Origin of the sequence: Vibrio orientalis CIP 102891 = ATCC 33934, assembly GCF_000176235.1 — a bacterium.
GTDB classification, from domain to species: domain Bacteria; phylum Pseudomonadota; class Gammaproteobacteria; order Enterobacterales; family Vibrionaceae; genus Vibrio; species Vibrio orientalis.
Genome location: NZ_ACZV01000005.1, coordinates 1,431,671 through 1,446,216, shown reverse-complemented (window position 1 = coordinate 1,446,216; position 14,546 = coordinate 1,431,671). Strand labels below are relative to the sequence as shown.

Annotated in this window: 14 protein-coding genes and 1 other RNA gene; 12 read left to right on the top strand and 3 right to left on the bottom strand. The window is 43.6% G+C overall.

Features of this window, described 5'->3' with window-relative positions; genetic code table 11:
• Complete coding sequence (locus VIA_RS17230; protein ID WP_004414529.1) at positions 1-321, top strand: DUF1244 domain-containing protein; 321 nt, start codon at positions 1-3, stop codon at positions 319-321.
• A gap of 127 nt (positions 322-448) precedes the next feature.
• On the opposite strand, the gene VIA_RS17225 is transcribed toward VIA_RS17230, so the two are convergent.
• Positions 449-1,519, bottom strand: coding sequence for a PLP-dependent cysteine synthase family protein (locus VIA_RS17225; RefSeq protein ID WP_004414526.1), 1,071 nt, complete (start codon positions 1,517-1,519; stop codon positions 449-451).
• Between the two features lie 117 nt (positions 1,520-1,636).
• On the opposite strand from VIA_RS17225, the gene VIA_RS17220 reads away from it, so the two are divergent.
• Entirely contained in the window at positions 1,637-2,110 is a 474-nt protein-coding gene (locus tag VIA_RS17220) for an Lrp/AsnC family transcriptional regulator (RefSeq protein ID WP_004414524.1), read from the top strand.
• Between the two features lie 64 nt (positions 2,111-2,174).
• Here the strand turns inward: VIA_RS17220 and tesB are convergent, their stop codons facing one another.
• Positions 2,175-3,035: an acyl-CoA thioesterase II gene (gene tesB / locus VIA_RS17215; protein ID WP_004414523.1), complete on the bottom strand. Its 861-nt coding sequence runs from the start codon at positions 3,033-3,035 to the stop codon at positions 2,175-2,177.
• Positions 3,036-3,225: 190 nt separating this feature from the next.
• Between tesB and VIA_RS17210 the strand changes: the two genes are divergently transcribed.
• Complete coding sequence (locus VIA_RS17210) at positions 3,226-3,651, top strand: YbaY family lipoprotein (RefSeq protein ID WP_004416648.1); 426 nt, start codon at positions 3,226-3,228, stop codon at positions 3,649-3,651.
• Positions 3,652-3,676: 25 nt separating this feature from the next.
• Here VIA_RS17210 and VIA_RS17205 read toward each other — a convergent pair whose 3' ends face one another.
• Positions 3,677-3,979: a DNA base-flipping protein gene (locus tag VIA_RS17205; RefSeq protein WP_004414518.1), complete on the bottom strand. Its 303-nt coding sequence runs from the start codon at positions 3,977-3,979 to the stop codon at positions 3,677-3,679.
• Positions 3,980-4,029: 50 nt separating this feature from the next.
• On the opposite strand from VIA_RS17205, the gene VIA_RS17200 reads away from it, so the two are divergent.
• From VIA_RS17200 to VIA_RS17165, 9 genes are all read left to right on the top strand, one after another.
• Complete coding sequence (locus VIA_RS17200; protein ID WP_004414515.1) at positions 4,030-4,770, top strand: VP0952 family biofilm-associated protein; 741 nt, start codon at positions 4,030-4,032, stop codon at positions 4,768-4,770.
• 161 nt (positions 4,771-4,931) lie between these two features.
• Positions 4,932-6,941: a GGDEF domain-containing protein gene (locus VIA_RS17195; protein ID WP_004414514.1), complete on the top strand. Its 2,010-nt coding sequence runs from the start codon at positions 4,932-4,934 to the stop codon at positions 6,939-6,941.
• Between the two features lie 128 nt (positions 6,942-7,069).
• Positions 7,070-7,166, top strand: an RNA gene (ffs, locus tag VIA_RS21950) — signal recognition particle sRNA small type.
• Positions 7,167-7,773: 607 nt separating this feature from the next.
• Positions 7,774-9,402 (top strand): ABC transporter substrate-binding protein, encoded by a 1,629-nt coding sequence (locus VIA_RS17190; protein ID WP_004414512.1) that lies wholly within the window; start codon positions 7,774-7,776, stop codon positions 9,400-9,402.
• Between the two features lie 138 nt (positions 9,403-9,540).
• Positions 9,541-10,461 carry an oligopeptide ABC transporter permease OppB gene (oppB, locus tag VIA_RS17185; RefSeq protein WP_004416645.1) on the top strand — a complete coding sequence of 307 codons (921 nt, stop codon included), beginning with the start codon at positions 9,541-9,543 and terminating at the stop codon, positions 10,459-10,461.
• A gap of 15 nt (positions 10,462-10,476) precedes the next feature.
• A complete protein-coding gene (gene oppC / locus VIA_RS17180; protein ID WP_004414506.1) occupies positions 10,477-11,379 on the top strand; it encodes an oligopeptide ABC transporter permease OppC in 903 nt (300 codons plus the stop codon).
• 50 nt (positions 11,380-11,429) lie between these two features.
• Entirely contained in the window at positions 11,430-12,401 is a 972-nt protein-coding gene (gene oppD / locus VIA_RS17175; RefSeq protein WP_004414505.1) for an ABC transporter ATP-binding protein, read from the top strand.
• Complete coding sequence (oppF, locus tag VIA_RS17170) at positions 12,398-13,390, top strand: murein tripeptide/oligopeptide ABC transporter ATP binding protein OppF (RefSeq protein ID WP_004414504.1); 993 nt, start codon at positions 12,398-12,400, stop codon at positions 13,388-13,390. The genes oppD and oppF overlap by 4 nt, the downstream gene beginning before the upstream one ends.
• Positions 13,391-13,581: 191 nt before the next feature.
• Positions 13,582-14,526 (top strand): glutathione S-transferase family protein, encoded by a 945-nt coding sequence (locus VIA_RS17165; RefSeq protein WP_004414501.1) that lies wholly within the window; start codon positions 13,582-13,584, stop codon positions 14,524-14,526.
• Positions 14,527-14,546 lie beyond the last annotated feature (20 nt).

Sequence of the window (14,546 nt, the reverse complement as noted above, 5' to 3'; positions counted from 1 at the left end):
GTGGCTGAATTTAAATACAAAAACCTATCTCAAGAAGAACAAGATAAGCTAGATGCAGCGACATTTCGTCGTCTATTAGCTCACCTCGATGAAAACAAAGATGTGCAGAATATAGATCTGATGATTCTGGCTGGCTTCTGCCGTAACTGTTTTAGCAAGTGGTACAAAGCAGAAGCAGAGAACCAAGGTTTAGATCTGGATATCGATGATGCACGTGAGCGTGTATATGGCATGACTTACGATGAGTGGAAACAGAATCATCAACCTAAAGCAACGCCAGAGCAGTTAGCAGCCTTCGAGGCGAGACAGAATAAGGGTTAATCCTTGTTTAGAAATAAGAAAACCGCGATCGAGAGTCGCGGTTTTATTTTATGCCAAAGGCTGACGTTGTTGTAATTCGCTTGAGCAAGCGTTTATGAAGAAACCCTCACTCAAGCATTTTTAAATTCTATTGTTCAATCTGGCCTGTTTGTTCAAAAGCTTCTAATTTTGCTGCATATGGCTGTAGGTCACCAATATTCTCTTTTACCCACTCTGGGTTGTAGTAAGTATCAAGGTAGCGCTCGCCACTGTCACAAAGTAGTGTCACGATAGAGCCTTTCTCACCACGTTGTTTCATTTCACTTGCTAGCTGCAACACACCGTATAGGTTAGTACCTGTTGAAGCGCCGACTTTACGACCAAGCATTTTTTCTAACCAATGTGCAGTCGCCACTGATGCTGCGTCGGGGATAGTACGCATCTCATCTACAACACCAGGAATAAAACTTGGCTCTACACGCGGGCGGCCGATACCTTCGATTTTGCTTCCGCAATCGCCAGTCAGGTTCTTATTACCTGTTTTAAAGTAGTCATGGAATACAGAATTTTCAGGATCAACCACACACAGTTTAGTGTCGTGTTGCTGGTAACGGATGAAGCGACCGATAGTAGCTGATGTACCGCCTGTACCTGGGCTCATAACAACCCATGCTGGCACTGGGTGATCTTCCATTTCCATTTGGTTAAAAATTGAATTGGCAATATTGTTGTTACCACGCCAGTCTGTTGCACGTTCCGCGTAAGTAAATTGATCCATGTAGTGGCCATTTAGCTCTTCTGCTAAACGATGAGATTCTGCATAGATTTGGTCTGAGCGATCAACTAAGTGTGCTGTGCCACCGTAAAACTCAATTTGTTCGATTTTTTTACGTGCAGTGCACTTAGGCATAACTGCGATAAATGGCAAGCCAAGTAGGCGCGCAAAATAAGCTTCAGATACCGCAGTACTGCCAGAAGATGATTCAATAATCGTTGTCTCAGGGCCAACCCAACCATTACAGATCGCGTATAAGAACAGTGAACGAGCAAGACGGTGTTTAAGAGAACCCGTTGGGTGCGTACTTTCATCTTTAAGATAGACGTCGATGCCATCAATGCTTGGCAGTTCAAGTTTGATTAAGTGGGTATCGGCGCTACGTTGGTAATCTGCTTCGATTTTACGAACAGCGTTATTAATCCAGTTATGGTCAGTACACATAGGGTTTCTCCTTAGAATCGTTATGTTATTAATCTAACGAGTTTTCGGGAGAAAAACTTTGCTATTTATGCTTTGATTTGCTTTATTTGGAGAAAAGTTTTCTACAAAGTTGATGTTATGGAAATTGAACTGGATAAAATCGACCGAAAAATACTCGATCTACTGCAAAACGATGGCACGCTTTCTTTGAATGACTTGTCAGAAGCGGTCAACTTAACCACTACGCCATGCTGGAAAAGGCTCAAGAAGATGGAAGAGGCTGGGATCATTCAAAAGCGCGTAGCCTTATTGAACCCTGAAAAGCTCGATTTATCTTTCACTGCCTTTGTGCTGGTCAAAACCAGTGATCATTCACATGAGTGGTATAACCAATTCGTCTCTACTGCTTCTGAGTTTCCTGAGGTGATGGAGTTCTATCGTATGGCAGGGGAATACGATTACATGATGAAAGTGCTAGTAAAAGATATGCAATGCTTTGATCACTTCTATAAGAAGCTAGTGAACTCAGTGGCAGGCATTTCTAATGTCACCTCGACCTTTGCGATGGAACCGCTTAAGTATACGACTGCGCTTCCTATATGTAATGACTAACAACCAATAGAAAAATGCCACTCGCTAGGAGTGGCATAGTTTTAATTAGTTAGTATAGATTGAGTTAGTCCGTAAAACGCATCACGCCTTCTTGAACAGCGCTGGCCACAAGATGGCCTTGGCGGTTGTATATCTCGCCTCTCACTAGACCACGAGTATTGCTTGCCGTTGGGCTATCAATCACATACAACAGCCACTCATCCATTTTAAATGGGCGGTGGAACCAGATCGAGTGATCGATGGTAGCGACTTGGAATTTCGGCGTCATCAGTGATACACCGTGTGGATGTAAGGCGGTCACTAAGAAGCCCCAGTCAGACGCATAACCCAATAGATATTGGTGGATTAACTGGTTATCTGGCATCGCGCCATTGGCTTTGATCCACAAGTATTGCTTAGGCTCGACTTTCGGCGGATTCAGTGGGTTAACCACGGTAACCGGGCGCATTTCAATTGGTTTTTCACCACAGAATGTTTTCTTAAGCTTTTCCGGTAGAAAGTCGGCTATTTTCGCAGCGAGTTCTGATTCAGATGCAAAGTTCTCAGGTCCAGGGATATCTGGCATGGTGTTTTGATGCTCAAAGCCAGGAGCCTCACCATGATAAGAAGCGGTTAAGTAGAAAATAGGGCGACCATTTTGAATAGCCTTAACTCGACGCGTGCTGAAACTGCGGCCATCGCGGAGATTTTCAACATCATAGATGATCGGCTTTTCAGGATCACCAGGGTATAAAAAGTAGCTATGGAATGAGTGGACAGTTCGATCAGCATCAACGGTGTATCTCGCAGCAGATAGCGCTTGCCCTATCACTTGTCCACCATACACTTGAGGCAAGCCTAAGTTTTCACTTTGTCCTCTAAAAAGCCCTTCTTCAAGCTTTTCTAGTTGCAGTAAGTTCAATAACTCGTTGAGAGGTTGGCTCATTGTCGACTACCTTAATTACGCCTTGGAGCGATGTTCACGTTGTTGTAGGAAAATTCAAACAGATGTTTAATTTTAGGTCAAGATCTCATCTTTACCGTTAAGCTGCTGTCAAGATTCAGACGTTGACGATGACAATATTACAGCGTCTACATATAATCGTTATAAATTTAATTGCTTATAGGTAAGTTTCATGAAAAAGGCACTAGCATTCATTTCATCATTAGTATTAGGAGTAGTATTGGTGGGTTGTCAATCAGAGCAAGCAGAAACTGAGCAGGCAGCAGTAGAATCAATTACCGGTACACTAGCGTACCGTGAGCGTATTGCACTGCCAGATGATGCAGTGGTTACGATTACTCTACAAGATATCTCGTTAGCAGATGCGCCAGCAAAAGTTATCGCAAAGCATCGCTTCGAGACAGCAGGTTCGCAAGTTCCTTTCGAATTTGACCTTGCTTATGACCCTGCAAAAATCGAAGCTCGTCACCGCTACAGCGTGAGTGCTCGCATTGAAGTGAACGGCAAGCTTAAGTTTATTACGGATACGTCGTACCCAGTAGTGACTGATGCAGATAAGACAGATAATGTAGACCTACGCCTTATCGGCGTTCGCTAATCAAAATCTTTATGTCGGTGGTCGGCTAAGGCTGCCACCGATATTTCCTTAAGCTAACTTTCCCATCATTACTCACTTCTATTCCCTCAGCGATCAACGCCTCCCTCTGTCGAACTAAATCTTCACCTTTCAATGAAATGCGTCCTTGGCTATTGATGACGCGAAACCAAGGTAATTTACTCTTGCTAGGAAGATTGCCAAGTGCTTTACCAACATGACGGGCATAACCGGGATAACCTGCCATTTTTGCGATCTCACCGTAAGTACTGACTTTTCCGAGAGGAATTTGGTGAATTACAGCAAAGATTTGCATCAAAAACTGGTCCATAATCATTTAGTCCTAGTACAGATTTCCAAAGGAATGGATAAGGAGAGGGCATGCTATTTTCAACGTTTCAATTCTTAATAACAACCCTATTGGCGGTTGTATGTGCTCGAGCTATCAGTCTAAGTGAAGGCGATATTCCCGTTCTCGCGATGCTTATACCTGCATTGTGGATTTTGCCTCAGGGAGGATTGGTTGGCTTGCTACTTATGGCAGCGATGACCGTTTATGGGTTAACACTACCTTATCAACCGATCACCTTATCAATCAGTCTTTGGGTTCTATTTCCTTTACTTATGGTGGCGTTTTCAAAACGTAGTAGCCTAGCCGTAGTATTGACCAGCGCCTTAATCGTGACCACGTTAATGGTTGGGATCATGGTTACCCAAGCAGGTGACAAACTTGCTGGTGAGCCAATGATTACCATGACCCAAATACTATCCGTGATGGTCATTTGGTGGTCAGCGTCGCACTGGAAACCGTCGAGTAAGCATAGTTGGTGGGCTTTGGGGCTTATTTTACCGCTATGGATGGCAGACCTTTCTTACGCAGTGTTAGTTGCCTTAAGCATTACTGGCATCATGGCATCAATGGAAAGTTTGTCTAAATTGAAAACGTTCCGTTGGAGTAAGCTACTTTGTTGGACGCTACCCACGGTTGGGTTCGCTGCATTAGTTGTATCACCAAGCATTGAGGTGCCGAATCCTGTTTTTGTTGTTTGGATTTGCTTGTTGGGTACGGCTTGGATGACCGACTATATTCTGAGAAGTGCTGAAGAAAACCAAGATGCATAATTGCGCCATATGTCACTGAGTTGTTATATAGATTTGGATAACTGGTTAATTTGTGGCAAGGTTGAGCTTAATTTATACAGGCTATCGTGTGCCCACTTTAGCTTCGTATCATAAGTAGCCTAGAAGAGCTACGCATATAAAGACAAAAGGGTTTTCTGTAAATGGCGTGCTTTTGGCGATGGCTTAGCTTTGCTCTAATACTGTTAATTTCATCTACTTTACATGCGCGAACGACTTACAAAGTCGCGATGGAAGAAGATGATGTGGTCACGAGAACATTATTCGACGCTGTCGCAGATAAACTGAATATCAACATACATTATGTTTACTATCCAAGTTTTAATGCCATTCTTAATGCAGTGAAAACAGGCGAAAGCGATTTTGCTGCTAACGTTACCTATACTGAAGCTCGTGCTCAGTCACTCTCCTTCTCTAGCCCGACAAATATTGAATATACTTACCTCTATAGTAACAACAACTCCACTCTTGATTCTGTTAAAACCATAGGAGTACCCAAAGGAACTATATATGGTGCATTAGTACGGGAGCATTATCCTAATATTCGTCAGGTGGAGTATAGAGGACACGAGCATGCCAAGACACTGCTTGAGTCGGGTGAAGTAGAAGGTGTGATTGACGCAATCAATCAGCTTAAGCCAATGTTGCTCGAGGGTTATGACGCTCAACTATTAAACCACCAGATTTCAATTAAACCTGTTTCTATTGTGACGGCGAACGGCAGCAATCAGGTTATGCTAGAGCGTATTGAATCGTTTGTGCGTAGTGCCAGTATTCAAAAGACGTTGAGAGAGTCAGTTAAATCTTATCAATTTGAGATACGCCAACAAGCGCTGAGAAGAGCAGTACTTGATAGTGGCATCGACCTTACTAAGGTTTTCCGGGTAAAACTTGATGGCATAGGCCAGTATTCTACTTATAACAGTGACGGGACGGTGACGGGTATTAGTGCGGACGTTGTCCAACAAGCGTGTACGATATTATTGCTTAAATGCGACATCGTAAGTAAGGCGGACGAAACTTGGGAGAGTATGTATCAAGACCTACTTGATAAGAAAATTGATATCTTAGCGCCATTGGTTGTTTCAGAGCAGCGTAAAGCCACGTTGGAGTTTAGTTCACCTTACTATTTCCCCGAAGTAGTGATGGTTAAGAGGGAAGGGTATAAGCCCAATGTGTATAGCAACGTCTCTGAGTTGATTGTTGAGCAGGTAGGTGTTGTTAAAGGCGATTTCTTTGCCACGCTTTTGTCACAATTATTACCGAATAAACCTCTGCGCTCTTATTCCCATATTGATGAGATCTTCACTGCACTGCTTGAAGGTGAAGTCGACTATATGGCGATAAGTCGAGCAAACTTTAATAAAACCCTACGCGAGTCGAATTCGTTGTTGCCTTTAGAGGAAGATATAGCGATCGGCGGATTTTACCAATCGGCAATCGCAGTGGGATTTGCAAAAAATGAAACGGGTAAGAGAGTTGCGGCTCTATTTAGTCGAGCAATAAAGATGATCGATACACGTAAGATCATCGAAACGTATGACTATCGGCCCAACTGGAAAGCAACATTGCAAGCGGAAAAAGCGTTCGCCAGTAATACCCAAATCTTATTTGGTTTAATGTTGAGTTTTTTAGTCCTTATTGCGTTCTATCTCCATAGTCAGTCAAATACCGACCCGCTTACTCGCTTGAAGAATAGACGCTCACTTCATCGGCGCTACCGCAACGGCCTATACCCAAGTGAAACACTGGTCTATTTAGATATGAACAACTTTAAGCAGATTAATGACAGCTATGGGCATGATATCGGTGACCAAGTGTTAGTGAGTGTTGCACGCCATATTGAACAACTTTGGGGCGGTCGCTGTTACAGAATTGGTGGCGATGAATTTATCTTGGTCGGGAAAATATCAGAGTCGCAGTTGATCAAACTTGCTCATCAGTTGAAAACCGTCGAATTTACTGCTCCGGCGCAACAAATCACTTTTCAAGTTTCATTAGCGGTTGGGTATTCAACGTCTAGGGGTAAAACCACTACATTGCAACGTGTGATAGGAGAGGCTGATAAGGCAATGTACCGTGATAAGCTAGCAGACAAAAACGCTGATTTAGAACAAAAGCAGTGCGACAATGTTGTCCATTACCTCAATTAATGGTCACTCACTAAGCAGTTGAATCGGAAAGATGCTTTTTATTGGTGGTTTCGCTTGAAATCAGCATAAGGATACTTGATAATCCTTACCACTCCTTAGCGATGCTAAGGAAACAGAATCTATGGAGGCCCTGGTCCTCCCGCAACAATAGCTCGTGAACTCGGTCAGGTCCGGAAGGAAGCAGCCGCAGCGAGTGACTTGTGTGCCGGGATGTGGCTGGGGCTTCCACCCATTTAAAACGCCGCTTTTATTAGCGGCGTTTTTCTATCTGCTCTAGAATAAGACTTGTAGCCTAAAGCGATACGAATCAGCGCCTTATTTCTGCCAGACGTTCAATTCCCTATACCTTTTCCGGAATAATTTCTTCGCTCAATGTATCAGTTTTTATGCATGTGAAGAAAAAAACACGACGCAGTGATTAACTTCACATTCCCTCAGTTTAGACAAAGATTAATGTGTTTTAGTGTTAGCTAGATCGCATAACTTTTGTTAATTTTCCGTACAATATCTAGCATAAGATGCTAATTAAAAGTGTCTTATTAGATTAAAAGGCACTTCAATCTACTGAAAATGTAATCTGCAAATATATCAACTAGGAATTTTCTGATTTACAGACTTTTTTACCAATATGTTGATGCTTTTGGCGAATTATACGATTTTTTGCTACATTTTTATGGCAAATTACTTCAATGATTGATAATGTGTGCCGCAATCTTTGTAAGGTTTTAGATTTTTGTGCTTATTTTTTGAGCTAAATAAATCTAAATCACTAGCCGTTCTGGTGTCTTGCAAAGAAGTCATGGATGCAAATGAAAAACTTGGAGTTTTACACATGTATAAGAACAAAATCACTCAAGCCCTTCTTCTAGGTGCTGGTCTAGCAGTGGCCGCTACTTCAACCGCAACTATCGCAGCAGAGGTTCCTGCAGGAACTGATCTAGCAGCAAAACAAGAACTCGTTCGTGGTAACGGTACTGAAGTTGCAACAATCGACCCGCACAAATCTCAAGGTGTTCCTGAATCTCACGTGATTCGCGACCTTCTTGAAGGCTTGGTGAACCAAGACGCGGAAGGTAACACTATCCCTGGTGTTGCAGAATCTTGGGAAACTACAGACAACAAAACATTCACTTTCCACCTACGTAAAGACGCAAAATGGTCTAACGGCGACCCAGTAACTGCTGGCGATTTCGTTTACTCTTTCCAGCGCGCTGTAGATCCAGCGACTGCTTCGCCATACGCTTGGTATATGGAATACACCAAGATGGTTAACGCGAAAGACATCGTAGCAGGCAAAAAAGACAAGTCTGAGCTAGGTGTTAAAGCAGTTGACGATCATACTTTGGTAGTTGAGCTAGACACAGCTGTACCATACTTCGTTATGATGATGGGCCACACAACAGTGAAAGCGGTTCACCAACCTACAGTTGAAAAATTCGGCGACCAGTGGACTAAACCAGAAAACTTCGTTGGTAACGGTGCATACGTAGTAGACAAATGGGTTGTGAACGAGCGTCTAGTTCTTAAACGCAACGAACAATACTGGGATAACGATAAGACTGTTCTTAACAAAGTAACGTTCCTACCTATCGAGAACCAGGTTGCTGAAATGAACCGCTTCCTAGCAGGCGAAATTGATTTCACTAACGAACTTCCAACAGAGCACTTCAAGCGCCTTAAAAAAGAGCACAACGAAGAAGTATCGGTTACTGGTAACCTATGTACTTACTACTACATCTTCAACACTAAGAAAGCGCCATTTGATGATGTACGTGTTCGTCAAGCGATCTCTTACGCGATCGACCGTAACATTGTTACAGACGCTATCCTAGCTCAAGGTCAAAAACCAGCTTACTTCCTAACTCCTGAGATCACAGCAGGCTTCAACCCAGAAATGCCAGCTTACGGTCAAATGAGCCAGAAAGAGCGTAACGCTAAAGCGGCTGAGCTACTAGCAGAAGCTGGCTTCGGTAAAGACAACCCACTTGAATTCAACCTTCTTTACAACACTTCTGAAAACCACAAGAAGATCGCTGTAGCACTAGGTTCAATGTGGAAGAAGACGCTAGGTCTAAAAGTTACGCTTGAAAACCAAGAGTGGAAAACTTACCTATCTTCTAAAGATTCAGGTGACTTCGAAGTTGCACGTGCCGGCTGGTGTGGTGACTACAATGAAGCTTCATCTTTCCTAACGCTGATGAAGAGTAACAACACAACTGGTGGTGTTCACTACGACAGCAAAGCTTACGATGAGATCATGGCTAAAGCTATCGCTGCAACTTCAGCTGAAGAGCGTCAAGCACTTTACCTAGAAGCTGAAAAGCTAATGGCTAAAGACATGCCAATCGCACCTATCTACCAGTACGTGAAATCACGTCTACTGTCTCCAAAAGTTGGCGGCTTCCCAGCTGACAACCCGGAAGAGAAGATCTACTCAAAAGATCTTTACATCATCAAGTAATTCTTGAACTGATAGAACTATAAAAATATGGGCCTGCATGTGATAAATCGCATGCAGAGCCTTTATTCAACCTCAATTCGCAGAAATTGGGTTGATACTTTTCATTATTTAATTGTCACAGACTGAAAGAGTGAGTTTATGCTTAAATTCATCGCTAAAAGGATATTTGAGGCGATCCCAACAATGTTGGTTTTGATCACCGTATCTTTCTTTCTCATGCGTTTCGCACCGGGTAACCCTTTCTCGAGCGAGCGTCCATTACCACCAGAAGTTATGGCTAACATCGAGGCTAAATATGGTCTAGATAAGCCAGTATTCGAACAGTACACAACTTACCTGACAAACGTAATTCAGGGTGATTTTGGTCCTTCATTTAAGTACCTTGATTACACAGTAAATGAGCTGATTTCTGTTGCACTTCCTGTATCGGCGAAAGTGGGCTTTATTGCCTTTATCTTTACGTTAATTATGGGGGTGACTGTCGGGACCATTGCCGCATTGAAGCAGAATACCTGGGTCGACTATACGATTATGTCTACCGCCATGCTTGGTGTCGTAATGCCATCTTTCGTATTAGCACCAGCTCTTATTTACTTATTCTCATTGCACTGGAATCTATTCCCAGCCGGCGGTTGGCATGACGGTGGATTTAAATATCTTGTACTTCCAGTTATTGGTATGTCATTACTTTACGTTGCTACTTTCGCTCGTATTACTCGTGGCTCAATGATTGAAACACTAAACAGTAACTTTATTCGTACTGCTCGTGCGAAAGGTTTGAGTTACCGTTACATCATTATCAAACATGCGCTTAAGCCAGCGCTACTTCCTGTTGTTTCTTACATGGGCCCCGCGTTCGTAGGTATCATCACAGGTTCTGTTGTTATCGAAACTATCTTTGGTCTACCGGGTATCGGTAAGCTATTCGTAAACGCAGCATTCAACCGTGACTACTCGCTAGTAATGGGTGTAACCATTCTAATTGGTTTCCTATTCATTTTATTCAACGCGATTGTAGATATTCTACTTGCAATGATTGACCCGAAAATTCGCTACTAACAGGGACGTTTGGTTATGTTAACGAAAAAAGAAAACCTAGAAGCGATTGAGAAATTCTCTGAGAACTTAGAGATTGAAGGTCGTAGTCTATGGCAAGACGCTCGTATCCGCTTTATGCGTAATAAAGCTGCGATGGTGAGCCTATTTATTCTATTCCTTATGACGCTGGCTGTGATTGTTCTTCCAATGATTGCTCCTTATGCGTTCGATGATACCGATTGGTATGCAATGCACGTTGGCCCAAATGCTGATCACTGGTTTGGTACCGATAGTTTAGGTCGTGACCTTTATGTTCGTACACTCATTGGTGGGCGAATCTCCCTAATGGTCGGTGTGATGGGCGCGTTCGTTGCGGTACTGATTGGTACACTTTACGGTGCAGCTTCTGGCTTTATCGGCGGTAAAGTTGACCGTATTATGATGCGTATTCTAGAGATCCTTTACGCGGTACCGTTCATGTTCCTAGTTATCGTACTAGTAACCTTCTTCGGTCGTAACATCATTCTTATCTTCGTTGCTATCGGTGCAATTGCTTGGCTTGATATGGCGCGTATCGTACGTGGTCAAACACTTAGCCTACGCAGCAAAGAGTTCATCGAAGCGGCACACGTTTGTGGTGTAAGTAACTGGAAGATCATTACTCGCCATATCGTTCCAAACGTATTGGGTATTGTTGCCGTTTACTCAACGCTTCTAATCCCGAGTATGATTCTAACTGAATCATTCCTTTCATTCCTTGGTCTTGGTGTTCAGGAACCAATGACAAGTTGGGGCGCTCTTCTACAAGAAGGTGCACAGACAATGGAAGTAGCAATCTGGCAGCTGGCATTCCCTGCAGCGTTCATGGTTGTGACTCTATTCTGCTTCAACTACGTTGGTGACGGCCTGCGCGATGCGCTGGATCCAAAAGACAGATAACTAGAAAGCAAACAATTACAAAATCTAGAATAAAGATTAAGGAAGCAATGATGAGCTTATTAGATGTCAAAGATCTGCGCGTCGAATTTACCACTCAAGATGGTATTGTTACCGCAGTAAATGATTTAAATTTTTCTCTGAATCAGGGCGAGACTCTAGGTATCGTAGGTGAATCTGGTTCAGGCAAATCGCAAACTGTATTCGCTATTATGGGACTACTGGCAAAGAACGGTATTATCTCTGGTAGCGCAAAATTTGAAGGCAATGAGATCCTCAACCTTCCAGAAAAGGCACTCAACAAAGTTCGTGCAGAACAGATCGCTATGATCTTCCAAGACCCAATGACGTCACTTAACCCATACATGAAGGTAAGTGATCAGTTGATGGAAGTACTGATGCTTCACAAAGGCATGGGCAAAGCGGAAGCATTCGAGGAGTCTGTGCGCATGCTTGAGGCGGTTAAAATCCCTGAAGCTCGTAAGCGTATTACTATGTACCCACACGAGTTCTCAGGCGGTATGCGTCAGCGTGTAATGATCGCGATGGCACTGCTGTGTCGTCCGAAGCTTCTGATTGCTGACGAACCAACAACCGCGCTTGATGTGACGGTTCAGGCTCAGATCATGGATCTTCTCAACGAGCTCAAGTCTGAGTTCAATACTGCGATCATCATGATTACGCATGACCTTGGTGTTGTTGCGGGTTCATGTGACAAAGTATTAGTAATGTATGCAGGTCGTACAATGGAGTACGGCACTGTAGATGAGATCTTCTACAACCCAAGTCACCCATACGCAGAAGGCCTACTTAAGGCGATTCCACGTTTGGATACAGAAGGTGAGATTCTACCGACAATTCCAGGTAACCCACCGAACTTACTGCGTCTACCACCAGGCTGCCCTTACCAAGAGCGCTGCCACCGTGTGATGGATCGTTGTAAGCAAGAAGCACCTATCTTGATGCCATTTGCCGATGGTCGTCAGCGTGCATGTTTTTCTGAATGGGAGGCTTGGAAAAAATGAGTGTAGATAAGAACCTAATCTTAGATGTAAAAGACCTTAAAGTTCACTTTAGCATTGCGTCGAAATCTGCTTGGCCATGGTCTAAGCCTGCTAACCTTAAAGCCGTTGATGGTGTTGATGTTCGTCTATACGAAGGTGAAACACTCGGCGTAGTAGGAGAGTCTGGCTGTGGTAAGTCAACGTTTGCTCGCGCGATCATTGGCTTAGTCGAAGCGACAGACGGCGATGTAATGTGGTTAGGACAAGACCTAACTAAGATGCAAGCGGTTCAGCGCCGTGAAACGCGCAAAGAAATTCAAATGATTTTCCAAGATCCTCTTGCGTCTCTAAACCCACGTATGACAGTGGGCGATATCATCGCTGAGCCTCTAGAGACATTTTACCCAGAGCTTTCAAAGCAAGAAGTCAAAGATCGCGTTAAGGAGATGATGGCAAAAGTAGGTCTACTGCCTAACGTTATCAACCGTTACCCACACGAGTTCTCTGGTGGTCAGTGTCAGCGTATTGGTATCGCACGTGCGCTTATACTTAAGCCTAAGATGATTATTGGTGATGAGCCAGTATCAGCACTTGATGTATCGATTCAGGCTCAGGTAGTTAACTTGCTTAAAGAACTACAAAAAGAGCTTGGTCTTTCGTTGGTGTTTATCGCACACGATCTGTCGGTAGTGAAGCACATTTCTGACCGCGTATTGGTAATGTACTTGGGGAATGCGGTTGAGCTAGGTGAAGCAGAAGCACTATTTGCAGACCCTAAACACCCGTATACACGAGCATTGATGTCTGCCGTTCCGATTCCAGATCCTAAACTTGAGCGAGAGAAAAAGATTGAGATGCTAGAAGGTGATCTACCATCACCAATTAGCCCTCCATCTGGCTGTGTATTCCGTACACGCTGTCCTCAAGCGACAGAGGCTTGTGCTCAGACGAAGCCGCGTATTGAGGGCAATGATGTCCACGCGGTATCTTGTCTGCATGTTAGTGTCTAATCACTAAACCTTAATTCAGCCTGTGACGGGCTTAAGCGCGGCATCTTTCGGGAGTCGCGCTTTTTTTATGCGAGTACAGGCATAGCACTTACCTTCAAAATATTCGAACAACAAAGCCAACCCTATCTACTCATCTTATTGTCTGAGTTTTTTATACTAAACTCATCAGGATAATGGTGTAGGAGATAACTATGGGTAAGCTAGTTGATGGTGTTTGGCACGACGTTTGGTACGACACTAAATCGAATGACGGTAAGTTTGTACGTGAAGATGCCGGGTTCCGTGATTGGATTAAAAATGAACCAGGGGCAAAGTTTGCGCCTGAATCAGGCCGTTACCATCTATACGTGTCACTTGCCTGTCCTTGGGCGCACCGAACATTAATCTTCCGCAAGCTCAAAGGATTGGAGTCTCACATCGGAGTCACAGTTGTATGCCCGGATATGATGGGTGAAGGGTGGCAGATGGGGTTACCAGAGCCACTATTTGGTCATATGCGTCTGCATCAGATTTACAATCAAGCAAAACCTAACTATACAGGGCGGGTAACGGTCCCCGTTTTATGGGATAAAAAGCTTAATACTATCGTGAGTAACGAATCGTCAGAGATCATTCGTATGTTTAACTATGAGTTTAATGAACTTACTGGCAATACCGATGATTATTACCCGCAAGCTGACCGCGAGATGATAGATGAATGGAACGCGTATATTTATCCGCATGTGAACAATGGCGTTTATCGTTGTGGTTTTGCGACGACGCAAGATGCGTATGAAGAGGCCTATCATCAATTGTTCGCATCACTTGATAGATTAGATGAACATCTAGCCAAGCATCGTTATCTAGCGGGTAAAACGATTTCTGAAGCGGATTGGCGTCTGTTTACCACATTGATTCGTTTTGATGCCGTGTACGTTGGTCACTTCAAATGTAATAAAAAACGCATTGCCGACTACAAGCATTTGAATGGTTATATGAAAGAGCTGTATCAAGTGCCGGGAGTGAGTGAAACTACGGACTTCTATCATATTAAACGCCACTACTATTTCAGCCATACGGGAATCAATCCGACCCAAGTGGTACCAGTAGGACCAGATCTCGATTTAGATTCTCCTCATGGGCGAGACAGCCTTTAGCCTTTTTATAGAGCCCAATA